The following is a 26,241-nucleotide window of genomic DNA, read 5'->3' as shown; positions in this document are numbered from 1 at the left end:
GCCCGGAGCACCAGTCGGTTAATATCACGTAACCTGTTGAAAGTTTTTAAGTTAGCGCAAAGATGTCTCAAAACAACACGTGGAGATTCGGCAACAGGGGAATCAACTGTCTGCTCTGTACTGTGAGGCACGTCGGCATAATTAATTCAATTGTCAGAGTCTGATTGAATAGACCAAAGTGTGCATCATTTCGCTGCATAAAATCAAAAAAGTGTCTGATATCCACGATTTACTTCCGCTCGTACTCTTGACCTCAGCGAATAAGAAGACATAATCTGAGGCACAGGAAGCAAGTACTGAATCCAATGGTGACATCATCACTAAAGGACAGGTACAGGCTGACTCGCGGGTGTAGCTCAGTGGTAGAGCACCACGTTGCCAACGTGGCTGTCGAGGGTTCAAATCCCTTCACCCGCTCTTTTTTTTCGCATACAGAATCTCAGGGATAGAAACCGAGCCCCCATCTTATTGAATGCGGGGCTTTTCATACTTTAAGTAGTATCACCCAATATGCAACGTTGCAGCTGGCTGCTGCCACCCTCAGATATTGAGTGCCGATTTTTGGTAATGCCCCATTGCTGTTTCCAACACATAAGTAAAAGAAAAGGATTGGACCGTGTCTGACGAACTCGCAACAACAGATGAAACCGTCTCAACGGATGGCGAGTACAAGATGTCCGTGACCGCCAAAATCGATGAGGTCGGTCCCTGTAAAAAACATGTAACCGTAACGGTTCCCCGCGCTGACATCGACCATTTCTACTCCGAGTCCGTCTCCGAGTTGGGTGATCAGGCAACGGTACCCGGTTTCCGTGTAGGGCATGTGCCAACCAAGTTGATTGAGAAACGCTTTCGACAGGAACTTTCTGATCAGGTTAAGCAACGTGTCTTGATGGAAAGCCTGGAATTGATTGCTGAAGACAATGATCTTGACCCGATCAATGAACCAACCATCGACATCGAGAGCCTTGAGATCCCCGAAGAAGGCGAATTCACTTTCGAATTTGAAGTCGAAGTTCGCCCCGATTTCAAACTTCCGGAATACAAAGGTCTGAAACTGGAACGTCCCTCACGCGAGATTGCAGATAAAGACGTTGACGAGTACCTGACTCGATTCCTCGGTCAATACGGCGAAATGGAAGAACGAAAAGGTACCGCAGAAAAAGAAGACTACCTTGAGCTGTCCATCAAATTTGAACACGATGGAAAACACCTCAGCGAAATTGCCGAGCTGGTTGTGCCTCTGCGACCTGTATTACGACTGCGAGACGCGGAAATCACCAACTTTGGTGAACTAATGGCTGATGTCAAGACCGGCGACACCCGTGAAACCGAAGTAGAAGTTTCCGGCGAAGCAGATCAGATCGAGATGCGAGGCGAAAAAGTAAAAGCTCTGTTTACCGTTAAGAGTGTGAAGTTCATCCAGGCTCCGGAAATCAACGAAGAATTGCTGGAACGGATTGGTGCCGAGTCTGAAGAAGAGTTGCGGGAAGAAGTCAAAAATATTCTGGAACGCCAGCTGACTTACGAACAGCGTCAGTCAACCCGTTCTCAGGTTCTGGACAAAATCACAGAATCTGCTGACTGGGACCTGCCGGAAACTCTTGTTTCCAAACAGGTTGAAAATGCACTGCGTCGTGAAATCTTGGAAATGCAGCAGGCAGGATTTTCCCGCCAGGATATCCAGGCTCGCGAGAATGAATTGCGACAGAAGGCCATTTCTTCAACCCGCCAGGCCCTGAAGGAACACTTTGTTCTCGACAAAATTGCGACGACAGAAAATCTTGAAGTTCAGCCTTCCGAAATTGACATGGAAATTTACTACATGGCAATGCAGCAGGGTGAAAGCCCACGTCGGATTCGAGCTCGTATGGTCAAGTCCGGCATGATTGAAAACCTGGAAGCACAGTTACGTGAACGAAAAGCCGTCGATGTCATTCTGGAAAAAGCAGAATACACCGATGTCAAAATGAAACCACAGGAAGAAAACAAAATTTCTGCTGTGGCCCGTTCAGTGTGTTCGAGCTTTGCGGCTTCTGCAGCAGAGGAAGAACCAGAAGATTCCGACGAAGAATAGTCTGTTCGTCAGCCCTCTGAGAATTGATTTACCTGAAGCGACACTGTTAATGCAGTGTCGCTTTTTTATTTGCCCAGGAATCACTTGAGTTCCCAATAATGGCAATCAGTCTATCCGAACAAACAGAATCTATTAAAATAACTTTCTGCCCCTGAATATACAGATTTCTTACGCACCACAGGTATCAACCGGAAATGCCTCTTTCTGAATCATGTGAGATTTCCCACCCCAGCCCTCCGATCATTTTACTCGGGGCAAGTAACCTGACACGCGATTTTCCACTCATCCTGCGGCTGTTACAATCTTCCCTGAAATCTCCCTTAGATATTTATACTGCGATGGGACACGGACGATCCTATGGCAACTGGAGTCGTGTTCTTTACCGTGCTTTACCTGGTATCACCCGCTGTGAACTCTGGGATGCCTTTCCCGCCGCACAGGCTGGCAATACCACACCCCTGGCTTTATTGACTGATATTGGCAACGACCTGATTTACGGCCAGTCGACTGAAACAATCCTGAGCTGGGTGGAACATTGTATTTATCAGCTGTCAAACCGTCAGGCACAGATCACCATCACCCTGTTGCCGGAAGCAAGTCTCGCACGACTCTCTTCCTGGCGATTTGAACTGACGCGAAGAATGTTTTTTCCCAAAAATCCCGCATCACTGGCTGACCTCAAAAGCAAAGTACGCGATTTGAATCAGAGCCTGACTGCGCTGGCAGACCAGAGCCAGATCTCAGTTGTACCAGCACCACAGGAATGGTACGGATTCGATCCGATCCACTATCGTTACTCTCAGCGAGCCCGACTCTGGAAAACGATTCTCACCCAATGGGGTCTACCGGAACTGAGTGGGATGACCGCCCGTTATCACTGGCTCGACTCATTCTATGCCGTGACACAATTAACGCCTTCCACCAGACGTAAGTGGGGAAAACTGCTGCAAACCCCACAACCGGTACGCATCCTGGATGAGGGGACAAGAATCTCCGTGTTCTAATTTCCGTATTCAGACAGCCTGAAAGAACATAAGCTTTTAGCTGCCGGTACGTTAGAACAGACAAATTTATATTTTTCAGACAAATCCATAGATGGAAAGTGATATATTGGAAAACCTGACGCCTGTTTGAATATGTGTGACTCCGATGATTCATGATGGTTATCATCTTTAGAAAGCAGCAGCATGTCTGGTATCGCCTTCATCAGCATATTAATTGGTTTGATGATCTTTTTGATAATCATCACAGTGCTGGGGCATGGTATCTGGGTTTTTATCGCTTCTCTCCTCAGAGCCTCCTCACTGCTCAATACAATCAGCGATGAAGCACGTATCGCTCCCCCTGCTGAGTCTCCGCTGGAACCGGCATTCAATCAGGATCGACAGACTGCTCAACGTTACCTGCGACGCTTGTATTATGAAGGAAAAATACCAGAGCAGGATTTCCAGAAACTGTTCCAATACACTTCCGAAGAGTTTATTTTAAAGTCCTCTTCCCAGTCGGGTACATCAACTCAACAGACAGATACCACATTCAAAACAGAGGCCAAACCGCCCGTTCCCGCTGCGTCTGAACCAGAGAGCGTGGTTGAAGAAATCTCAGATTTCCTGGATGAGAGTGATTTTCTGGAAGAATCAACCATTCAGCCACGGCCGGATAAATCCATAGTCGCCGCTTATGAACCGCGTCTTCAGAGGGGCAACACTGAACCACCCGCTGAAAAACAGGACATCGGTTCGCTGTTGAATGCCTTTATGGAAGACAAAAACATTCGCTGGGGTGAACTGGTCAGTGGCCTGCTGATCGTGGGCAGCGCGATCGGGCTCGTCGTCAGCCTCTGGTCGACACTCAAAAACCAGATTCCCTATTTGCCGGCCCTGCTTTTCCTGCTGGCAACAGCCGCCATTCATGGAGCAGGCCTGTATACTTTCAAACGCTGGAAGCTGGAGTCGACGAGCCGCGGTCTGCTCCTAATTACCGTCATCCTTGTTCCGCTTAACTTTCTGGCTGGAATTCGACTCTCAGACCATCGACCGGCAACGGACCCGCTCTTTATCCTGGCAATCAGCGTCGGCTTTGCCGCGTTTGGCTGGATGGTCAGCTCTGCCAGCCGCATCCTTGTCAGTTTTGGTCGACTTCACTTACTGGCGATCGTACTGGGAACTTCGGCAGGACAATTGATCATTTCACGCGTCGCTTCCAGTGAGCCCTCATTCCTGCAGACAAACTTACTCGCACTCCTGCCTGCAGGATGTTTTATCATCGGAATGGCTCTCATTCTCAGACAGACGTTGAATTGGAATGAAATCACAGATTCCCGGGCGCGAGAACTGGTCACTCTCGGGGGACTGGCTGTGTTCTCTGTGCTGGCCCCCTGCTGGCTGCTGGTCTGGAACACGACCAACCGCCTGGAAACATTTTCCTGCCTGACCCCGCTGTTCAGCCTGATGGAAATTCTACTGCTGGGACTGGGGCTGGTTCTGCATCATCGAAAAAATGGGGACGAGACTCCTCACTGGGCATTAACCGGCTCTTCGATTGCGGTCTTTTCTGCTCTGATGATCTTAGTCAATTTCGCCATCGCCTGGCCACGAGTCGATATTCTGGTAGTACTGGGGATCATCAACTGCATCAGCCTGTCGATTCTGGCCATTCAGGGTCGATTTCCCCTCTGTCATATCCCTGCGTTGATCGCCGCAACCATAGCCGGACTGCTGGGCTTTCATCTTCTCACAGGCACAATCACCTGGGAAGGGACGTCTCAGACGGCACTCATTGAATCACTGCTGCTGGGACGCAGTTCCATCGTATTTGCCGTCTTTACTATTCTAACGACTGCAGGAGCATACTTTCTGAAACAAATCGGGAAACGGGAAGATGCACGTTACTTCCTGTATACCGCAGGTTGCTTTTCTGTCCTCTCGACATTGATCGCGGCCTACGCCGGATTTGTGACACAGACCGATTTGAACTGGACTACCCTTGCATTGCTGATGAATACCATTTTCTGCCTGCTGGCTAACTGGTACGTCCGAAAAAAATCACTCTCAGGTATTGCCTCTTTCCTGGGGTTCCTGACACTCCAACATGCACTCTGCCTCAATACCACTATTCGAAAAGGACTGTCCCACTTCAATCTGTTACCCGATGCGCCTTTTGTCTGGGGCTGTTTCATCCATGCTACGTGGGGACTGCTGTTTCTGATTGCACTGCATTTCTGGTGTCGGCGCAGAAACCCCGCTCATACTGACTGGTCACTGATCCCGGTAAAGTCTAACCCTTTTACTTTGCCGATGCTGGCGGGCTCATTATGCACATCACTGCTGATGATTCCCTACGTACTATTGCAAAATATGCCAGCTGAAATGCATGCCTTCTATGCGTTCTGGCTGATGCTGATCTGGCTCACGGCGGCATTGATCCTGAAATCAGACTTTTGGTTTCTATTCTCTCAGTTCGCGGGAACTGCCGGCAGCCTGTATACAGCAACCGTCCTCGGGGAACATTACAATCTGTGGGAAGCCCCGGCGCGGATACATCCCCGCTACTGGCTCATACACATCCTCGCTGTGGTAATCTGGATTCTGGTGGGATCAGTCATCCATTCGAGAAAGTATTCACGTAATATGCTGGGAGCCCTCTCCCGCAGTGCCCGCGTAAACCTGCAACCCGCTCTGCTCACCTGCACCATCGTCGCCACAGGTCTCGTACTCTGGGCGGCTCTGTTCCCGTCCATTCTAAATCAGTTGAAGGATTCCTTTGCCATCTCAGCTATTCATCGGCTTACAATTCCGTTTCTGGCAGTAATCTTCAGTTACATCATGGTTTTAATGAGTGTGGTCCTGATCAAACCGAAAACGAAGCGACTGCGCACTCTATCCGGATTGATTATGGCACTGCTACTGTTGACCATGATATCCAACTTGAGCAATTTCGATCAGAACCTGACTCTCTTCAGCTTTCCGCTTAAATATGCAGCCGAAGCTTTCAGTATCTGGAGCTGGCTCTGCCTGGGATTGTTAATCGTAGCCTGCCTGCCTTATCTTGACAGTCGCTTCCAGTCAGGCACGGCGCTGGGGGTGCTCTTTATCATCTACCTGGTTCCCTTCCTTATCGCCGGGTATTTCATTGAACAGAACCGTGCGGCGGATGCTTTGCGGTGGGGGCTGAGCCTGTATGCCCTGTCGATCATGCTGCCGGTGATCAAATCGGAAGCGCTTTTGAATTTTCTGCGCGCAAAGCAGATTCGTTTAAAATATCTGCCGCGACTGCTGGCTGAGAGAACAACATGGCGAGATCTGAGTGTACTGGGAGCCTGCCTGCCCTTATTAATACTCACCGCCTTTCAGATCTTTGGCTACTGGCTGGAATTTTCTCGTGATCCGCAATTGATTGCCATCTCGGAACGGATCACCCCCATACTGGCATTCTGCATGCCGCTCGTCCTGCTGATGACAGTAATGGTCTTCTATGCGATCCATTTTCGATCTACCGGCTGGATGCTGATGGGTTCTCATCTTCTGGCAATGATTGTAATCACGGGAACCATCATGAGCTTTTCCGAAACCATTTCCACATTCGGATCTGCTGCGTGGCTGCGAACTTTGATTTCTATCGGGCTTGCATTGTCCATTTATGGGCTATGCTGGCTGAAACTGGAGCCGAAAATCAATCCTGATTTTAAAGCTCATCAAACTCTGTTGCCCAATCACTGGCCTCTGATTCGTGTGCATGTGACCTGTATGCTCTGCCTGGTTGCCGGGCCCTACCTGCTGCCATTCCTGTTGAATTTCCTATCCCCACCCCAAGAATGGGGCACATACTTTCCACAAATTCCGAAAACCGTTTTTGTATCGCTCGGACTGGCAGCCGGTTTTCTCTGGTGGTTTTCGCGACGCTACACCAGTAGCCTGTTTATAAACGGAATGACATTCCTCAGTTTTGCCTTGATCGGTTTTACGACAATCCTGTTCCGACAGCACTCAGACATGTCTGTCTGGAATATCAATTTCCTGATGGAAGTGGGGCTGATTCTGGTAGCCAGTTTCCACACGCTGCGATTCGTGTTGAAATACAGTCAGATCAACAGGGAACCTGATTCTCAACCAGTCGTCAGTCATCATTTCTACTGGAGTCAGATCCTGGTAGTCATCTTGTTTCTGTATGCATTCCGTGGTGCCTGGGCAGATGCGCTGAGACCGCTGCCTGCCACGACAATTGCAGGTTTTGGAACGCTGATATATATTCTGCTGGGGATCTGCCTGCGCAAAGAATTTCTGAAATACGCTTCGCTGGTTACTGCTTTACTGGGCACCCTGTTTTTTGTCACTGCCAACTGGAATATCCAGAGTGGTTCTGTCTCTGAACAACAGGGAATCGATCTGATTAAATGGCTGATCACAACGGCTGCCGTCATCTCCGGTTGCTGGCTGACGATTGATCTCTACCAGATGAAACGTATCAAGCCGGAGAGCGAATCTGCCAAATCACCGGCTCTGCAACAGGTCATCTCGCGCACTCTGACCTGTATCATCCTGTTCTACACTCTGCTGATCGCAGTCTCGCGAACTTTGCTGCTGCAAACTGATGTGCCCATCATTCGTGACCTGGCTGGCTGGACTGCATTACTGGCTGTGACACTGCTGTTAATTGGCCTGCTGTGGGATCCTAAAAGCAGCTATAGCCTGCAGGCGTTATTCGTCATTGGAATCTGTTTTATCGGTACGTTTCTGAGTGATGAAACAAAACTACGCCTGCTGTTACAACATTCCGGACTGGCTGTCTCCTGTTATGCCTGTCTGATTGGCATTCTGTGGAGGTTGCGCGGCGCAGGACTGCAACTCATCTCACGATTCAGATTGCCGACGCAGTCAGAACAATCCTGGCGCTGGCTCCCCTCAGCAGTGACAGGACTCGCCGTTTACTCTATTGTGGCGCTACTGCACAGTGTACTCCGCTTTGAAGATCAGGATCTGCGGTGGTGGTCTGTGGGGGGCACTCTGCTTACAGGCTTTGCGTTTTACGCTTTCAGTGAACTGAGTGAGTACTCGCAGAAATTCAAAAAACGGACCCTGCTGGCATTGGGTATTGGCTCTGTGTATGCCGGCTGGGCTCTGTTGCCTGCAGGAGGAAAATTTAACTGGCTCCACCATCTGATTCGTCTGCTGGAAGTGGTCGCCCTGTTGAGCCTGGTCCTGACTTTGATCCAGGTCAAATGGAAATCTCTCACAGCCGACTGGTCGGAAGCCGTGCGTAGCAATTCACGGACTTTTTTAACTGCTGCGGGAATCACACTTCTCTCTATTCTGATCACAGAAGTGAAATATCATCTTGCTGGAGTTCCCCTGCAACTCACCCCAGCCCGAATCGGGGTCGTTTCACTGACGCTGGTTGCATTGTCAGCGGCCCTTGTCCTGATGGCAGCAATTCCTAAATACGATCCGTTTCAATTAACCCTGAAGCGGCGGATGTGGTACGTGTATGCAGCAGAAATCGTACTGGCCCTGCTGTTCCTGCATATTTATCTGACGATGCCCGAACTGTTCCGAGGTTACCTGCTCCCTTACTGGCCTTACATCGTGATTGCTATCGCATTCGCAGGTGCCGGAGTGGGAGAATTTTTCGATCGCATCGGCCTGAATGTACTTTCGGAACCGCTGCAGCGAACAGGCACTTTCCTCCCCTTACTGCCGGCACTCAGTTTCTGGATCCATGCTGCCTCTCATGAGCAGTCACCCATTGCGGGTGAATATTCGATGATCCTGCTGTTGATTGGGATCGTGTATGTTACGATGAGCTTATGGCGAAAGTCATTCGTTTACACGACGCTAGCAGCACTTGCCGGCAATGGTGCCTTATGGGCGTTCTGGATGGAACAGGGACAGGTCTTTACACAACACCCACAGCTCTGGCTGATTCCCCCTGCCCTGTCCGTATTGATCGCCACGCATCTGAATCGGGAAAAACTCAATTCAAACCAGCTGACTGCTGTCCGCTATTTCGCCACGATGTCCATTTATATCAGTTCGACTGGCGACATGTTTATCGCGGGCGTTGCCAACAGCCTGTGGCCTCCCGTGATTCTCTGCAGCCTGTCAGTTATCGGCGTGTTCGCCGGAATGATGTTTCGGGTACGTGCTTTCCTGTACGCCGGCTCGTCATTTCTGGTACTCTCGATTGTGAGTATGATCTGGCATGCCTCACAGTCGCTGGGACACGTGTGGCCCTGGTGGGCGTTTGGAATCGGCCTGGGAATCTGTATCCTGGCTCTGTTCGGGATGTTTGAGAAGCGCAGAAACGAGATGCTGGAACTGGTAGGACAGCTCAAAACGTGGGACCGCTGATCGGCTGCTGTGAATCAAACGACTCACAGCAGCACGTATCAATCGTGTTTATTCAGCAGTTGTAGTCCGCTGGTTCCGCTTACGCTCATTCTCGGTCAGATGAATCTTTCGCAGACGAATGATCTTGGGAGTAATTTCCACGTACTCATCGTACTCGATATATTCCAGTGCTGCTTCCAGACTCATGTCACGAGGCGGCTTGAGCACCATGTTCTCATCAGAACCGGAAGCTCGCACGTTGGTCAGTTTTTTACCGCGAATCGGATTCACAACCAGATCGTTGTTGCGGACGTTCTCTCCGATAATCATACCTTCATAAACGTCTGCCCCGGGGCCGACGAAGAACTCTGCCCGGTCCCGCAGTTTCCATAAGGCGTAACCAACGGCCTGGCCTTTGTCCTGAGAAATCAGAACTCCATTCGCACGCCGCGGGACTTCCCCTTCTGTCGCTTTATAGGCTTCAAAGCGGTGATTGATGATGGCTTCTCCCCGCGTTGCATTCAGCAGACGGGTACGCAGTCCAATCAGACCACGCGCAGGGATTGAAAACTTGAGATGGGACATACCTGTTTCGCTGGATGTCATATCTATCATCTGGCCACGGCGGGCACAGACCAGTTCCATCACCGATCCAACCACTTCTGAGGGAGCATCGACTTCCAGTGACTCAAACGGTTCATGCCATTTACCGTCGATCTTCTTGCGAATAACTTCCGGCTTACCGACAGACAGTTCATAACCTTCACGGCGCATCTGCTCAATCAGGACTGAAAGATGCAGGATACCGCGACCGGAGACAGAGAAGGAATCTTTGTCTTCCCGCTCGGCAACACGGAGTGCCACATTCGATTCCAGTTCCCGCATCAGACGATCACGCAGGTTGCGGCTGGTCACGTATTTTCCATCCTGACCCGCTAAAGGCGAACTGTTGATAGTAAACAGCATGGACAGGGTTGGTTCATCAACGTCAATGCGGATCAGAGCCTGTGGCTTTTCTGCACAAGCAACGGTATCACCGATTTCCGGATTATCCAGGCCTACCAGGGCGACAATATCGCCGGCAGAAGCCACATCGACGGGTGCCCGTCCCAGGTTGTTGTAGAGTTCTACCGAATCAACGGTGCACTTCAGATGATCCCCATTACGTTTGATGAGGGTTACGCGTTCGCCGGTACGAACTTTTCCACTGTTGATACGGCCGGTAGCAACACGCCCTACATATTCAGACCATTCCAGGGTAGTTACCATCATGGTCAAGGGTGCGTCCTGGTTGACATCGGGAGCAGGCACCTTTTCGAGGACCATATCCAGCAGCGGGTGAATACTTTCGCCGAAGTTGTCGAGATCATGTGTCGCGAAACCTTCGCGGGCGCTGGCGTAGATATACGGGAAATCAAGGGTTTCGTCGTCCGCATCCAGTTCTACAAACAGGTCGAACATCTCGCTCAGGACATGGTCGGGGCGACAGTCAGAACGGTCAATTTTGTTGATAACGACCAGAGGCTTCAAACCACATTCCAGCGCTTTTTTCAGAACAAACCGTGTCTGCGGACGAGGGCCTTCAAACGCATCCACCAGAATCAAAACGCCATCAGCCATGCGGAGTACGCGTTCGACTTCGCCACCAAAGTCAGCGTGGCCTGGAGTGTCGATGATGTTGATTTTGACGCCCTTATACACCAATGCGATGTTCTTGGCCAGAATCGTAATGCCTCGTTCCCGTTCCAGATCGTTGGAATCCAGAATGCAGTCGCCCTTTAATTGAGAATCACGAAAATGGCCACTTTGATGCAGCAAGGCATCGACCAGTGTCGTTTTCCCGTGGTCCACGTGCGCGATAATCGCAATGTTCCGCACATCTTCTCGTTTCATGACTCGTAACTCTTCCCACAATGAATCTCTCGGGAAACCGTCTTAATATTCAAACGTTCCTTACAGGGAACAGAGGGTTTCACCAAAAAACCGCCTCACAGCGCATCAGGCAACTATAGAAGCCGCAAAATATATCAACAATAGATTACTAACGCAAAGCCCAGAATTGGACATTCTTACTGGTAGTTCTGATCAGTTTTAGCGATACTTTTATCAAATACGACGCTTTATCATCTAAAAGTGAGAGTTCTCACCATAAATTCATAATTCACAAAGGGGTTATATCGCATGGACTGTCTCCGTCTGCAGATTTACCTTTGCCTGTTATTCTTCGCTTTTTTTCCGTCAGATTCCCTTTACGCCCAGAATCAGACCTCGTTTGACATCCTGCTCAAAGGGGGAACGATCATTGATGGCACGGGGAAACCAGGCTTTACTGGCGATATTGCAATCAAATACGACCGGATCGTACAAATCGGCCCCGAGATCAAAGGGACTGCCAGCGAGACAATTCCCTGTCGCGGACTGACAATTGCTCCGGGATTCATCGACCTGCATAACCACAGTGATCGGCAGATTATTTCACCTTTAACCCGGGCGAACATGAATTATGTCACCCAGGGTTGCACCACAATTGTGACGGGAAATTGCGGCAGTGGTCCGGTCGATACAGAAGAATATTACCGTATCATCGACGCCGCGGGAAGCGGAACAAATGTACTGCACCTGATTCCCCAGGGATCATTGCGTGACGAAGTCATGGGATCAGGACAACGCAAGCCAACTGACGAAGAACTGCAGAAGATGAAATCACTGGCTGAAAAAGCCATGCAGGACGGTGCCTGGGGCATGTCTACGGGACTGATCTACGTACCGAGCTCTTATGCGGAGACAGACGAACTGGTTGAACTGGCTCAGATTGTTTCTCGTTACCAGGGAATCTACGCCAGCCATATTCGCAATGAAAGCACCGAGTTACTGGCAGCCGTCAACGAGGCTTTGAAAATCGGTAAACAGGCGAAGCTGCCTGTTCATATTTCGCACTTTAAATCGAGCGGCCAGGATGCCTGGGGACTGGTGATTCGCGCGGCTGCCATGATTGAGGATGCCCGGAAACAGGGACAGAATGTGACTGCCGACCAATATCCCTATATCGCTTCCAGCACCTCACTCGGAGCGACGTTAATCCCCGCCTGGGCCAGAGCTGGCAGTAATAAAGAACTGGTGGCCCGCCTGGAAGCTCCCGAGACTTCAGAAAAAATCAGAAAAGCCATTCAGAGTAATATTGAAAAACGCGAAGAGGGAAAAGCGGTTCGTATAGCCCGCTATTCAGAGCGCCCCGACTGGGTGGGCAAAAACCTGCTGCAGATCGCGGAAAAAGAAAATAAAAGCGTACTGGACATTGTGCTGGAAATCACACGCCAGGGAGGAGCATCAGTAGTTAATTTCAGTATGAATGAAGCCGATGTCCGACAGATCATGAAAATTGACTGGGTGGCCACCGCGTCTGACGGCCGGGCTTATCTGCCAGGTTCGGATCGCCCCCATCCCCGTAATTACGGAACCTTTCCCCGTAAGCTGGCATATTACGCGCTTCAGCAGAAAGTGATCCCACTGGAACATGCTGTTCGCAGCATGACCGGTCTGCCGGCTGACATCCTGGGACTCAAAGACAGAGGCTATCTGCGGGAAGGAGCTTATGCTGATATTGTCGTGATGGATACAGACACCCTGATCGACAAGGCCACCTTCGATGATCCACATCAGTATTCGGATGGCATTCGTTTTCTGTATGTGAATGGCAGCCCCGCGATCACAGCCGGCTTTCCCACCGGCAGCCTGGCTGGCAAAGCCCTGCGACACCAGACGGTTGCGAACAACACAAAAAAGCAATCATCGCCGTGAGTCAGATCAGGAAAGAGGCTGCATTGAATCCGCATCAGACACAGTTACTGGTCAGTGTCAGGAACTGTGAAGAAATTGCCCCCGCGATTGCAGGTGGCTGCGATATTCTCGACTTCAAAGACCCCGCACGCGGTGCCCTGGGGCAAATCGATGAGACTACGCTGAGGGCTGTCATGGAATACTGCCAGCAATACTCCGTAACCCTGCCACTCAGCATGGCACTGGGGGAGCTCTGCGAATGGAGAAGAGAGCAAAAGTGCCTGAAAATCCCACCAGAGATCACATATTTAAAAATGGGTTTCTCTGACAGCAGTGGATCGAAATACTGGAGTTCAGACTGGCAAAATCTGATCCAACGCATTGAGGAGAGCAGTGGGCACCAACACCAGTGGATTGCAGTCGCTTACGCCGACTGGAAACAGGCGGATTCTCTCTCTCCAGATGAAGTTCTGGAAGCAGCCTGTGAAAACCGTTGTGCCGGTCTGCTGATTGACACATTCTCGAAACAGAACGGCAGACTGCTGGACCTGCTCTCTCCAGACACCCTCGGCGAGATCATCGAACGGGCGAAAAGCAGCCAACTGAAAATCGCGCTGGCGGGTTCATTACGAATTCAGGACCTGGAAATTCTGTCAGATCTGACACCAGATATTATCGGCATCCGCGGAGCCGCCTGTCTCAGTTTTAACAGAACCAGTGTGATCCAGGAATCTGCCATCAGTTCCTTTCGGAAACAGATGTGCTTCCGGACAGATTCAATACGATCAGGACGCGGTAGTTGCTGAGACCGTATGCTGCTTGGGTTCTTTCAGAGGATTATAAGGAGCATATTCTTTCAGCTTCAGCTTCTGGATCATGGGGACGATGTGGTTGGCAGGGATGGCAAACGATTTTGTTCTGCCGGCACGGGCAATATTCAATCCAATCGCGTTCCCCTGCAGATCGACAATCACGCCTCCACAGTCTTCCGGACGCAATACGGTATCATGCTGCAGTACTTCGGTAAAACCTGTTTTTCGTCGGCTCAGTTCTCCCCCCATTTTTTTCTGCATTTCCCGCAGGCGGTCATAAATCAGCATTTGCGGATCTGTAAGGACAACCACCGCATTCACTTCTTCTTTTTCCCGGAGGACCTTAACCAGAACCCGGTCGCCTGGCAAAAACTTACGCACAAAATTGGACAGGCTGCGGGCACTGTCGATCTCTTCGCCAGCAACACTCAGGATCACATCACCGGGTTTCAAGCCCGCTTCTTCAGCACCACTTTCACGCATGACCTGTTTCACCAGCGCACCGCCTTCGCCATCGTCAATCTGTACTCCCAGAACTCCGGGTGCTGGATCAATTTTTCGACGGGCAACACTCAGAACACCAACGCTCACAGGAGACATGCTTAAACCGGGAGTGACCAGCCATTGCCCCACTAATGGATCCGTATCCGATTTCCACCTGACAGTGGGAAGATTTCTGGCGTCAATTTTGATCAACGCCAGATCGAGTTTTCCATCGACACCAATAATCTCGGCCTGATAGCGTTCTGCCGTCGATAGTTCACAGGTGACTTCTCCTTCCAGCTGGCTGGCCTTGGTCAGGATCCACCCGTCAGATTCGACGATGGCGCCCAGGGAAGCCTCTTTTCCATTGGAACGAACCCGGACAGTCCATGAACGGGGTGTGGAGACGACAGAACGGAAGGCCCTGCGCATCTGGGAGCCACTGGTTAACTGGCTGGGTTGCAGTTGATCACGAGCGTAGCTCTGAGAAGACAAACCGCCCAGGCAAAGCGAAATCATCCAAACCAATAATACAAAGCGAGCAGTCGTCGCTGTATGGTTTCCAGTATTTTGATCCTGGTTCAAGTCTATCTCCTCACATTTGGGTATTTCAGGTGATCTTTATTTCGGAGCAGAAACCAAGATCGAAAGCCAGTTGTCTATTGTCAGTCTCTTGCGGCAAGCTGCACTTCAAACGTCATATTTTTACCAGCACGAATGAGAATAATCTGTACGGTCTGACCGGGTTTGTATTGTTGAACCACTTCAGCCAGCTGTTCAATTCCGGTAATCTTTTCATCATTGAGTTGAACAATGATATCATCGGTTTGCAACCCGGCAATTTCGGCAGGAAAGCCGCGAGTGACTCCAATCACTTTGCAGCCACGGTCAGTATCTTCACCATTCACACCCAGGACGGCATTCTGGCCGAGAGGTTTTGCCCCCCACATATCGCCGGCAATCAGTTTTTCCCAGTCATCCTGAAAGGCGGAAACGGGAATATGAAAATTCCAGCTGGTAGAGGGTCCAATACGACTGTGAATTCCCACGACCTGCCCCTGCATGTTAAACAGCGGCCCGCCTGAATCGCCACCAATCAGCGTACAATCGGTCTGCAGCAGGTGTTTCTTACGAGAGACGACTCTTCCCAGCCTCACGACAGGATCACGTCCTGACTGATAACCATTGGGATGACCGGTCGCCAGTACCCATTCGCCAGACTCCACTTCAGAAACGTCTCCCATTTTCACTGCAGAGAGTTTGCTGATATCAACATCATCATCTTCAATCAGTTTAACAAGACCGGCATCGAGCCCTCGATTCAACCCCATGGTACGGCCTTTTAACGTTCGGCCATCATGTAGAATAATCGTCGCATTTTTTTGTGCCAAACCAATCACATGTGCTGCAGTTAAAATATAACCGGCTTTATTATCGATAATCACGCCGCTGCCTTGTGCTTCTCCCACACGGACAGAGACCGTGCTCTCAATTGCAGTCCTGGTCAGCGAAGTAACCTGTCGCTCAATTTCCTGCAAATCTTCCAGCGAATCCGGAACGGTTTTGAAGAAGACCTCTGACAGTTTTGCCACGGGGACTTTCGAAACCGGTTTCTGAACTTTGACGTCCTGCTGAGCAGACAGTGGGGCTGCAGAAAACCCGACCGCAATCAATAGTGCGCAGGAAAGAAGGGATCTCAGCATAACGTAGCCCGCCATTCTGGTAGTGATTTCAGGGGTTTGTCTCATAAGGCTTCACTTAACAGCTGGTTGGGCTGTATCCCTCAGGTAAAATGTGTTGACTATAGGATACGCGATACAGGTGTGACTTTTCAAGAAAAAAGATGAAAAAGTCAGAGAGAGGCAGTTTTTCTAAATTCCTTTAAAATGAGGACTTGTGTACGTGCCGGGCAATGCGAAAGTTTTTGAGAACTCAGAGATCAGACTCTTAGGATTGCTTTTATCCAACAGAATATTCGCTATTATTAGCCTGTGTCTTTAAATTTCAACGTACGTAAATTGAATAACCGTTTCCTCTCAAGAAAGAATTCGCTGTCATATGGATATACAACAGACTGAATTCCCCGGCCTGGTGATCATCACTCCCCGTGTTTTTTCTGATGACCGTGGGTTCTTCAAAGAGACCTTCCAGCAGGAACGTTATGAACAGGCAGGAATCCCAGGGCCTTTTGTTCAGGACAACCATTCGCGATCTTCTGCGGGGATTCTACGGGGACTGCATTTTCAGATTCAGCGCCCCCAGGCAAAACTGGTGTTTGCTGTAGAGGGTGAAATCCTGGATGTCTGCGTTGACCTCAGAAAGAATTCACCCACATTCGGAAAATCGATCTCGGTCCTGCTGTCGGCAGAAAATCACAAACAACTCTTCGTACCCGCCGGATTTGCCCACGGATTTTATGTGATCAGTCCACGGGCCGATTTCATGTATAAGTGCAGCGACTATTATTTTCCCGAATTTGAACGAACCCTGCTGTGGAATGATCCTGCCCTGGAAATTGAGTGGCCTCTGTCGGGTGAACCAATTCTGTCTGAAAAAGACCGCAAGGGACTACCACTGTCCGAATGTGAAATATTCGAATCCTTATGAAACTCCCACTCATCGCGTTAACCATGGGCGACGTCTCCGGCATTGGTCCGCAATTGCTGGACGTGCTCTGCAGCAAACCAGATATCTTTCAGATCTGTCGTCCTGTCATTTACGGAAATGCGACTGTTTTCCGGCGTGCCTCGGAACAGTCTGGTTCCACATTGCAGATCCGAGAGATCGAATCCGTCTCAGACAGCCTTGAGTTCCAGGCGGGAATCGCAAACTGCATTGATCGCGGAAAATCAGATGTTGTTGATGCAGTCCCCTGTGAAATCGATGCCCGCTCCGGACAGGCCGCCTTTGATTATCTGGTGAGTGCCATTGATGATTGTCTGGCCGGACAGATGGATGCCATCACGACGGCGCCTCTCAATAAGGAATCACTCCGACTGGCAGGGATCAATTATCCCGGCCATACAGAAATTCTGGCTGACCATTGCGGCGTTGCCGACTTTGGGATGATGCTTTACCTGCCGCATGGTGCTGCCATTCAACCTCCCTCCGGCCTGGGTATCGTCCACACGACCCTGCATACTTCCATCGCCAGTGTACCCGGTTTACTCAACACCGATGCGATATTTGAAAAAATCAGACTGATCTCGGGATTGATGCAGAAAATGGGCGAAGATCAACCCAGGGTCGCTGTCTGCGCGCTGAATCCGCACGCGGGAGAGCATGGTCTGTTTGGCGATGAAGAAGCACGTATCATTGCCCCTGCGGTCGAACGGGCGATTCAATCAGGCCTGAATGCAACCGGCCCGTTACCTGCCGATACGCTGATTCGTCGTGCCGTTCATGGCGAGTTCGATGCGGTCGTTGCCATGTATCACGATCAGGGGCATATTCCGTTCAAACTCCTGGGCTTCGACCAGGCAGTCAACATTACACTCGGTTTGCCAATTGTCAGAACCAGTCCCAGTCATGGTACTGCCTTTGACATCGCCTGGAGCAAGACTGTTCCCGAAACCCGGGGCATTGTCGAAGCAATCAAAGCTGCAGCAAAGCTGTCTCAGCAGCAGTTAAACCGGTAAGAGTTCGCCCCCATGATCTCATCAGGACCTGATATGAAACTTCCCAAAATGGTACCGCACCCGGAACAGGATGCCACAAACCTGCTGTTAATCCGTCATGGTGCTACACCTCCCAATGAACAACGTCCCTATATCCTGCAGGGGTGTGGAATTAATCCCAGTCTGAGTGAATCTGGGCAGAAACAGGCTGCTGCGCTGGGACAGTTTCTTTCTGACATCAGTCCGATCCATCATGTTTACTGCAGCCCCATGATCCGGGCCCGGGAAACTGCGGAAGCAGTCTGCAAACCATTGGGCCTGACGCCTCAGGAAGTGGCTGAAATCCATGAATGCGACGTGGGTCTCTGGGAGGGAAAATCATGGGACATTATTATGCAGGAGTTCCCGGAAGCATATGAAGCATTCATGCATGACCCCTACATGAACCGGTACGAAGGAGGAGAATCGTACGGCGATGTGCTCAACCGGGCAGAGCCCGCGCTCCAGAGTCTGCTGGACCGACATCTGGGAGAAACAATCGTCGTGGTCGCGCACAACGTGGTAAACCGTGTCTACCTGGCGAGGGTGCTTGGTCTGGAAATCAGCAAGGCCAAAGACCTCGCACAGACCAATACCGGGATCAACCTGATTCGCTACGAAGACGGCGCCACGAAAGTCATCACGATGAACTCCATCTTTCATCTGAATGGGATTCCACATTGATTTCACTGCGGAGAATTCAGTTCGCCTTGATTAGCTCCAGGAAAGCGCTCAGTTTCTGCAGGTTCTCACTGAAGACTTCACTGGCAATGTACTGACTGTTCACCGGAATTTTTGGCTGTCCCGCCAGGCGTTCTCCGGTGCTGGTACTGACCCAGCGTGCCTGGGAATCCAGGTTTTTCAGGATGGTTTGTACCTGAGTCGAAAGTTCACGGGGGCTGATTTTTGTAGACTGCTGCTTTCCCGCCTTGCTTAAATTATATTCACGCTGCAGTTGAGTCAGCTTCGATTCGATTTTCCAGCCATAATGGCGAGGCAGATCGGAATCATCGTAGGTCAGACTGTAGTTCTTACCACTCCGCGACATATACAGGGGCCGATTGGTTTTGAGTTCATAGTAACGGGCCAGCTGGCCATCCGGTAATTGAGATTTTTTCAGCCACGCTAATGCCTCTGGAATCGGTTTCAGGTATTTCTGATCACCGCCGCTGAAATGATAGATTTTGATCAGGGTTTCAATCACATCCTGAGTCTCGCCTCCCGTTACAGCCGGTGGTTCGAAGCGGCGGGCCCAGATGGGCTGCATCTCATAGTTGTATTGCTGCGCCCACGCGGGTTGAGGCTGTGGCAATTGTGATGCGATCAGAAAATCCCCCAGTTTCAATACCGCCTGCCGATAACGAGGGTCCTGGTATATTTCATACGCTTCGATGAGCACTGTGGAAACGTAGCCGGCCACCCCATCATTCAATGTATACTGATCCCAGTAATTCTTGATTCGTCCTTCCGTCCGCCAGTCGTAGGCAGGGAAGTTTCCTTTCCTGGGCTCTACATTTTTTACCGGCTCTGTCCAGACCTGTGGAAACGCCCCCACCGGGAACTGGGCGGCAAGTAACGCGTTCAAAGCGATCTCTGCCGCTTCGTGAATTTTCTGATGCTGAAACTGATGCGCCTGGTCCACATGAATCAACAGGCGAATTGCAGACTGGGTTATACCATCATCAAGGGTCGAATAATTACGCCCCCTGCCTTTCCCGTTCCGGTATTCAGCAGTCAACTTGCTGTTCGGATTAAACTCAACCGAATTCGTCCAGCCGCCGGATTTCAACTGACCGTAAACCAGCGCCAGGGCTGCATCCGTTGCCGCTTCCAGATAAAACGGTTCCCCCGTGGCCTTGTAAGCTGCCAGAAACGCGAGACCGACTGTGGGAGTCCCCGGAGGTTGTACCCAGATCTGATCGGGGCCGGCCTTCCCCTCTCCCCAGCGTTCCCGCAGATCAAGACTGTAGTAATAGACGTAGCCTCCATGGACGGCCAGTGTATTGCGAAAATATTCACTCGACTTCCGCATGGCGCGTAGCACGTTCTCCTTTGACTCGATCTCAGCAGCTGAAACCGGCTGATTCTCAAAACTGATCAACGTCACCAGGGCCAAAATCAACAGCAGCACAAGTCCTTCGATTTTCTTTAACACTACTGATGACTCCTCTTAATCAATTTTGAAATGAGAAAACAGACCGACTATTTTTTCACAGGCACCCACTGGACCGCATCGATGATCACATACCCGTCAGCACTTTCATTTGATACTTCCACAGTAGCCAACTGATCGGGAGAGAATTCATACTCACCCAGAGATACAAAGTGTCCTTCCAGCGGTGGCATCTTTTTCTGGTTGATCATGCGGGTTTCTGTTCCCTGCGCGTGCTGCAGTTTCACTTTAACCTGAGAACTCCGATTCCCGTTCGGCGTGTAGGCATATCGCACTTCATAACGTCCCGACTCGGGAAGCTTCGTTTCAAATCGGGCGACCGCTTTCCCATCCCGGGTATTCGATTCGTGACTGTAGCTCGAACCGATAAATTTTTTAGCGGAACGGCTGGTAATCCAGTTACCGGTCAGCTTTGCCTGAGTGTCATCCAGAACGATCCCTTTCAAGGTCTCCGGATTCACTCCGTTTTTGCCATATTTCACCTCTGGAGGCGCTTCCAGAACCTGCCCTTCTTTGATCAGCTGGGCTTTCAGAGTTGAATAAGGCACATCCTGCACATCCAGCCCCTGATCGAGGGCAATCGCTGCGGCAGTCGCTGCGGAATGTCCCAGAATCATAAAGACCGGTTCCATGCGAATTGAACCAAAGGCAATATGCGAACTGGAAACACATACCGGGACCAGCAGATTAGCGCATTCTCCTTTTTTCGGAACCAGGCTGCCGTAGGCAATTTCATAAGGACCGCGTGTCGAGACTCCGATGTCTCCTTCGTTCTGGACGTAACCTTCGGGAGTCACGTACCGCTGCACGTTATGAGAATCCATGGTATAAGATCCCATACCAACCGAATCTGGAGTGGAGCGTTTCTTCAACAGCTCGTTTTCGGTCATCACAAACTGGCCGATCATGCGACGGGCTTCGCGGATATACAGCTGATGCGGCCAGTTCCCGTTATCAGTAAACTCATCTTTCGCCAGACCCCACTTGCGCATCTGCTGCTGGACTTCCTGTGGAACGCGGGGATCATTGGCGATAAAATAGAGCCAGCCCTGCTGATAGGTTGTGTGCTCCTGGATGATTTCTTTCCGGCGCTCATAAGAGGCTTCCGGGTAATCATAATTATAGCCGATGTTATCGGTACTCATGGGGCCGTGGTTGTTCGTATCCGTTTTGAAATTCGGAATCGGGTCGAACTTGGCAAAAGTATCTCTCCAGCCGGCATCATAAATTCGCAGCATCAGTTCGTACTGCGAAGGATCGTACCCCTCAGGTTTCGGGAAGGGAACGCGATTCTCCTCATGATTCGTCAGGCACATACGAAAACAGTAAGCCTGAATTTTATCATCACCCGAACCATATTTTCCGGGATCAGCGCCACTGATCCGCGGGAGTAACCCGCTGGCGGGATCGCCGGGCGTTTTATACGGACTGATTTTTTCTTTGACCGCATTCGGACCAAAGTGGTGCCTGTGATGCAATACTCCTGTCTGGACGCCATTCCACTCTTCGCCATACACACTGTTTGCTTCTCGTCCGACATGATAGCTCACCCCGGCGGCTGCCAGCAGATCCCCTTCGTAGGTAGCATCGATAAACATCCGGCCTGCGAATGTTTTTCCACTAAGCATCGTAATGGATGTAATCTTATCTGCCGATTTTTTCACTCCCTGCTTGCGGTCCAGCCATTCGTCACGATAAACGGGGATCTGGTACTCCCTCACAAAATCCTCAAAAACCTGTTCTGCAACATGCGGTTCGAAAATCCACATGGTCCGCTGTTTTCCGTCAATCGCGGGAGTCCCCTGGCCTTTGTCGCCATACTCATCACGTTTTTGCCACTGCCAGGCCTGCGGTGACTGGTAATGTTTCCAGACGCGATGATAAAATTCTCTGGCCAGACCGCCGATGACCGCTTTATTCCCCGTATCGGTCCAGCCCAGGCCGCCACTCGACAAACCACCCAGATGTTGGTCGGGACAGACGATCACAACAGATTTTCCCAAACGCTTCGCCTGAACGGCGGCAGTCACAGCCCCGGAGGTGCCTCCGTAGATGACCATGTCATACTCTTCAGCCGCAGAAACAGTTGAGGTGATCAACATCAGGCACAGACAGCCTGTCATGATTTGACGAACGAAATTCATTGGTCGTAGTTCTCCAGGTTGTTAAACTCACGAGTGTTTTTTTAATCGATGTATCTCAAATTGAGTCCTTCATTCTACAGCACAATCAAATCAATACAAAGCAAGAAACAGGCCTCACTTCTTCGTTCCCACAGGAATCTGATTTGACAGGAAGACTAATTAACAGATCACCTGTTCCATACTCTGTTCAATTTCCGGATTGCTCAGAACGGGTGACTTTGATTTAATTCCCGATCATGATTACAAGATCGTAATTGTTTCACTCTTCAAACAGGGATTCAGCGATTCAGGAATGACTGAAGAACTCACCGCTTACCACGAAGCAGGCCATGTCCTGATCGCCGTTTATGCTGGCGCCCGCGTGCATTCTGTGACCGTTGATCCCGACTGGGATGATGGCCCGGAACGTTTCGGCGATGCCCAGATATCCTGGCCCGAAGGCGCACTCAACCAGAAAGCCGGTCTTGAGAAAGCAGTCCTGGTCGCATTAGCGGGACCTGTTGCAGAGATGATCCATACGGGCGACCCGTTTCATCCGGCACTCGTCTCGGAATGGTCGGGAGACTGGCGACAGGCCTGGCAGGCGGCGGCGGCACTTGTTCCCCAGCGCGAAGCCCGCATGCTCTATCTGGAAAAACAGACCATCAGCCTGTATCACCTGCTCAGGGAGGATTCCTACTGGTCGGCGCTGGGAGACCTGGTCGATCAGTTACTGGCACATGAAACACTGGAAGAAGAAATGATCTACGAAATCATCTCTCACTGGCTTTGAAGAATCAATCTGCCAGCTTCGCTTCAATTGTCTTCCGGAGTTCCCTTAAAAATAAATGATGACGTGCCGAACGTGACTGGTCCGGATCTTCGATCATTTTGACAGCTTGAATCATAGTCCGATACGCAGCAGGAAATTGATGAAAGCTGACTCCTTGCGTCACATAATCATGATACCAGTCAAACGGCTGTAAACGAGAATCAATGAATTCCGTCATCGCCTGGTAGGTAAATACAGGCAGATATTGCTGGTCTGCTACTCTGACTTTCGTTTTCAGAATCTGATAACCTTTTCCCAGGGATTCATGTTGATCGAGTAATATCTTCTGTTCCTGCGAGATCTGGTACACTGCCCCCCAGACTGTGGAATCCTTCTGGGTGGGCAACTCGATATCACACTTTCCAGATGCATCCAGCCCCACTTTGTGAAAACAGAGACGAGCCCCTTCCAACTGTGCCACTGAATACAGCTGACAATCCCCAATCCTGGCTTTCAGGCGCAGCGGGTGAAGGTTTGATCCGTAGGCAAAATAATTAAGTGTTCGCATCATTAATTTCCGCTTCGACACCACCATCAACACATCAACGTAAGTTGATAAATCACAAGAAATTGTCGCCGTTTCGCCTTCTGTGATTTTAGTACACTAAGCTCCTGCATGGTCAGAGGATTCAGGAGGGGAATACTTTACCAGCCAGACATCATGCTGTGTATGATTCCTCTAACTGATTCAATTGCTTAATCAGTATCAATTAGCGCGTTTTTCGCCTGATTATCAAGTGAAATCCCTCCTGATATCTGCAAATAGACAATCACATTTTCCCCTCCGAGAAGAATTCTGAGGTGATTCCATTTATTTAGCCTCGTTTATTTTCAGATCACTTTCCCAATCCAAAAAAGTCCAGAGATACACCGGATTGCTTACGATTCCAAAGAGATACTTGATAAGTAACGCCACTGTTTTTTCAGGATTTCCAAATGATATCGATTCCCACATCAACGCCCCCGCAAATCAGCTTCCCTTCGAATCTGCTGATCTGGGCCTCGAATTCAGATCAACAGCTTGATCTGTTTAACCAGGCATGGCTTGAGTTCACGAACAGTACCCTCGAACAGAACCTCAATGACAGGTGGCAGCAGTTTATTCATCCTCATGATCTGCAGGGACTACTGCGATCCTGGCAAGAAGCACATACGGCTCAGGCAGCGTTTCAATGTGAATATCGCCTGAAACGGGGGGATGGACAATATCGCTGGTTCCAGTGTCAGGCCGAACGACGACCTGCTGTCTCCGATGAATTTTGCGGCTTTATCGCGACCAGTATTGACCTCCTGCTACAGGAAAAGCAAATCGAGTCAAACAGAGATATTCAAAAGCATCTGGAGGGACTGCTGAGCTCTTCCTCTCACGGAATCTGGGACTGGATCGATCTCAATTCCATAGAGCAATGGTGGTCCCCCCGTTTTTACGAGTTGATCGGTTATCAGAACCAGGAAATCGACTCGAGTATGGATACGCTGAAACTTCTGCTGCACCCCGATGATGTGGACGACACCTTTCTGGCGATTGCGAATGCTTTGAATAAAAACGACCGCTTCGATCGGGAATACCGACTGCGTATCAAGGGGGGTGCGTATCGCTGGTTCAGAGGATTTGCAAATGTACTGCGTGATGAATCGGGGCATGCAATCAGGATGACAGGCTCAATGACCGATATCCATCGACGGGTTCAGGCGGAAGAGGATTTGAAACGTTCAAGACAGGAAGCAGAACAGGCGAAGAAAGAAAAGAATAATTTTCTGGCGATGATGAGTCATGAAATCCGCACACCACTCACTGCGATTCTGGGCTTCTCTGAAATGATTCTTGAATCAGCTCCAGATCCCGTCACATTGACATCTGCGGAAACGATACACATCAACGGAGAATATCTACTGAATACAATGAACGACTTTCTGGATCGATCCAAAATTGAAGAAGGTCAGTTTGATCTGGAGTTATTGGAATGTTCTCCGATCACAGTCATCGAAAATGTTCAAACTCTCATGGCTCGCAAAGCAGCGCTCAAGCAGCTCCCCTTTCATGTAGCTTTTGAAAATGAATTGCCGGGAACGATCAAGTCCGACCCGATCCGCCTCAAGCAGATTCTGTCTAACGTGTTGGGACTGGCAATCAAAATTACGGAAAAGGGAAGTATCGATCTGAAGATCAGTTCGGGTTCCACCGCTGCAGAAAAACAGATCCTCAAATTCAAAATAACTTTCGAAAACAAAGATTTAACTTACGCACAATTGAAGCAGATCTTTGCCAGTTCCCAACCGGAAGAGATCTCTCTGCCTGGTCTCGGCGGAGGAACGGGACTGGGACTGTTTGTCTGCCAGCAACTGGCGAGACTACTGGGAGGCCAGATTTCCGTTGATAGGGAATCAGAAAAGACTTCCCTGAGTTCCATTGAGATAACGATCGGCACGGGACATCAACTGGCGAAACAAATGCATCAGTTTTATTCACCCGATCGTATCCGTGAAATAAAATCATCCAAAATCAGTTATGACCTGATCCCTCAGAACAGTCGAATTCTGCTGGTTGAAGATGGTATCTACAATCAACGCCTGATCAACTTTCTGCTGAGTAAAGCGGGAGCCGATGTGAAAGAGGTCGAACACGGTCAGCAGGCATTAGATGAACTGCAGAAAAACAAAACAGTGGATGAGGAAATCGGTGCCGCTTTTGATTTGATTCTAATGGACATTCAAATGCCGGTTCTGGATGGATATACGACAACGCGCCGACTCCGGTCCATGGGCTTTACCAAACCTGTTATCGCCTTAACAGCCAATGTCATGGCGGGCGATCGTGAAAAATGTATAGCCGCCGGCTGTGATGAATATCTCAGCAAGCCGATTGACCGAAAGCGGCTCATTGAAGTCATCAACGGTTGTCTGAAAAAGCAAAGACTGAATCAACTGCTTCTGCACTAAACCTGAGGAAGTGCGCTGTCAACTTTTCTCAGGAGAGAGAATC

At 50.1% G+C, this 26,241-nt stretch carries 16 protein-coding genes and 1 tRNA gene; 11 read left to right on the top strand and 6 right to left on the bottom strand.

The window, feature by feature from the left end; genetic code table 11:
• Positions 1 to 345: 345 nt before the first annotated feature.
• The 4 genes from AACZ40_RS07965 (at position 346) to AACZ40_RS07950 (ending at position 9,423) form a co-directional block, all read left to right on the top strand.
• Positions 346 to 417 (top strand) — tRNA-Gly (locus tag AACZ40_RS07965).
• A gap of 199 nt (positions 418 to 616) precedes the next feature.
• The gene (gene tig / locus AACZ40_RS07960; RefSeq protein ID WP_339673908.1) at positions 617 to 2,077 is read left to right on the top strand and encodes a trigger factor; all 1,461 of its coding nucleotides are present in this window, start codon (positions 617 to 619) and stop codon (positions 2,075 to 2,077) included.
• A 194-nt stretch (positions 2,078 to 2,271) separates the two neighbouring features.
• The gene (locus AACZ40_RS07955; protein WP_291171167.1) at positions 2,272 to 3,081 is read left to right on the top strand and encodes a hypothetical protein; all 810 of its coding nucleotides are present in this window, start codon (positions 2,272 to 2,274) and stop codon (positions 3,079 to 3,081) included.
• Between the two features lie 222 nt (positions 3,082 to 3,303).
• The gene (locus AACZ40_RS07950; RefSeq protein WP_339673905.1) at positions 3,304 to 9,423 is read left to right on the top strand and encodes a hypothetical protein; all 6,120 of its coding nucleotides are present in this window, start codon (positions 3,304 to 3,306) and stop codon (positions 9,421 to 9,423) included.
• A gap of 48 nt (positions 9,424 to 9,471) precedes the next feature.
• Here AACZ40_RS07950 and typA read toward each other — a convergent pair whose 3' ends face one another.
• A complete protein-coding gene (gene typA, locus AACZ40_RS07945; protein ID WP_291171171.1) occupies positions 9,472 to 11,295 on the bottom strand; it encodes a translational GTPase TypA in 1,824 nt (607 codons plus the stop codon).
• Positions 11,296 to 11,583: 288 nt separating this feature from the next.
• Between typA and AACZ40_RS07940 the strand changes: the two genes are divergently transcribed.
• Complete coding sequence (locus AACZ40_RS07940; protein WP_291171173.1) at positions 11,584 to 13,200, top strand: D-aminoacylase; 1,617 nt, start codon at positions 11,584 to 11,586, stop codon at positions 13,198 to 13,200.
• On the top strand, positions 13,197 to 13,985 hold the full coding sequence (locus AACZ40_RS07935; protein ID WP_291171175.1) for a (5-formylfuran-3-yl)methyl phosphate synthase: 789 nt from the start codon (positions 13,197 to 13,199) through the stop codon (positions 13,983 to 13,985). Before AACZ40_RS07940 ends, AACZ40_RS07935 begins: the two co-directional genes overlap by 4 nt.
• Here AACZ40_RS07935 and AACZ40_RS07930 read toward each other — a convergent pair.
• Both AACZ40_RS07930 and AACZ40_RS07925 read right to left on the bottom strand, forming a co-directional pair.
• The gene (locus AACZ40_RS07930; RefSeq protein ID WP_291171176.1) at positions 13,965 to 15,059 is read right to left on the bottom strand and encodes a PDZ domain-containing protein; all 1,095 of its coding nucleotides are present in this window, start codon (positions 15,057 to 15,059) and stop codon (positions 13,965 to 13,967) included. The genes AACZ40_RS07935 and AACZ40_RS07930 overlap by 21 nt on opposite strands.
• 80 nt (positions 15,060 to 15,139) lie before the next feature.
• Positions 15,140 to 16,177, bottom strand: coding sequence for a trypsin-like peptidase domain-containing protein (locus AACZ40_RS07925; RefSeq protein WP_291171178.1), 1,038 nt, complete (start codon positions 16,175 to 16,177; stop codon positions 15,140 to 15,142).
• A 355-nt stretch (positions 16,178 to 16,532) separates the two neighbouring features.
• Between AACZ40_RS07925 and rfbC the strand changes: the two genes are divergently transcribed.
• Genes rfbC through AACZ40_RS07910 form a run of 3 tightly spaced genes read left to right on the top strand, consistent with a single transcriptional unit; the run spans position 16,533 to position 18,814 of the window.
• The gene (gene rfbC / locus AACZ40_RS07920) at positions 16,533 to 17,081 is read left to right on the top strand and encodes a dTDP-4-dehydrorhamnose 3,5-epimerase (protein WP_291171180.1); all 549 of its coding nucleotides are present in this window, start codon (positions 16,533 to 16,535) and stop codon (positions 17,079 to 17,081) included.
• Positions 17,078 to 18,112, top strand: a complete 1,035-nt coding sequence (pdxA, locus tag AACZ40_RS07915; protein ID WP_291171182.1) for a 4-hydroxythreonine-4-phosphate dehydrogenase PdxA — start codon at positions 17,078 to 17,080, stop codon at positions 18,110 to 18,112. Before rfbC ends, pdxA begins: the two co-directional genes overlap by 4 nt.
• A 33-nt stretch (positions 18,113 to 18,145) precedes the next feature.
• The gene (locus tag AACZ40_RS07910; protein ID WP_291171184.1) at positions 18,146 to 18,814 is read left to right on the top strand and encodes a histidine phosphatase family protein; all 669 of its coding nucleotides are present in this window, start codon (positions 18,146 to 18,148) and stop codon (positions 18,812 to 18,814) included.
• Positions 18,815 to 18,830: 16 nt separating this feature from the next.
• Here the strand turns inward: AACZ40_RS07910 and AACZ40_RS07905 are convergent, their stop codons facing one another.
• Together AACZ40_RS07905 and AACZ40_RS07900 are read right to left on the bottom strand one after the other, a co-directional pair.
• A complete protein-coding gene (locus tag AACZ40_RS07905) occupies positions 18,831 to 20,285 on the bottom strand; it encodes a pectate lyase (protein ID WP_291171186.1) in 1,455 nt (484 codons plus the stop codon).
• Positions 20,286 to 20,332: 47 nt separating this feature from the next.
• The gene (locus AACZ40_RS07900) at positions 20,333 to 22,447 is read right to left on the bottom strand and encodes an FAD-dependent oxidoreductase (RefSeq protein WP_291171188.1); all 2,115 of its coding nucleotides are present in this window, start codon (positions 22,445 to 22,447) and stop codon (positions 20,333 to 20,335) included.
• A 292-nt stretch (positions 22,448 to 22,739) separates the two neighbouring features.
• Here AACZ40_RS07900 and AACZ40_RS07895 point away from each other — a divergent pair, with 292 nt between their 5' ends.
• On the top strand, positions 22,740 to 23,219 hold the full coding sequence (locus tag AACZ40_RS07895; RefSeq protein WP_291171190.1) for a hypothetical protein: 480 nt from the start codon (positions 22,740 to 22,742) through the stop codon (positions 23,217 to 23,219).
• Between the two features lie 4 nt (positions 23,220 to 23,223).
• Here the strand turns inward: AACZ40_RS07895 and AACZ40_RS07890 are convergent, their stop codons facing one another.
• Positions 23,224 to 23,769 (bottom strand): gamma-glutamylcyclotransferase family protein, encoded by a 546-nt coding sequence (locus AACZ40_RS07890; RefSeq protein ID WP_291171192.1) that lies wholly within the window; start codon positions 23,767 to 23,769, stop codon positions 23,224 to 23,226.
• A gap of 425 nt (positions 23,770 to 24,194) precedes the next feature.
• On the opposite strand from AACZ40_RS07890, the gene AACZ40_RS07885 reads away from it, so the two are divergent.
• On the top strand, positions 24,195 to 26,198 hold the full coding sequence (locus AACZ40_RS07885) for a PAS domain-containing protein (protein WP_339673897.1): 2,004 nt from the start codon (positions 24,195 to 24,197) through the stop codon (positions 26,196 to 26,198).
• The last annotated feature ends 43 nt before the right edge of the window (positions 26,199 to 26,241 follow it).

The sequence above is a fragment of the uncultured Gimesia sp. genome (assembly GCF_963972345.1).
GTDB lineage: Bacteria > Planctomycetota > Planctomycetia > Planctomycetales > Planctomycetaceae > Gimesia.
This window is presented reverse-complemented; position numbering and strand designations above follow the sequence as displayed.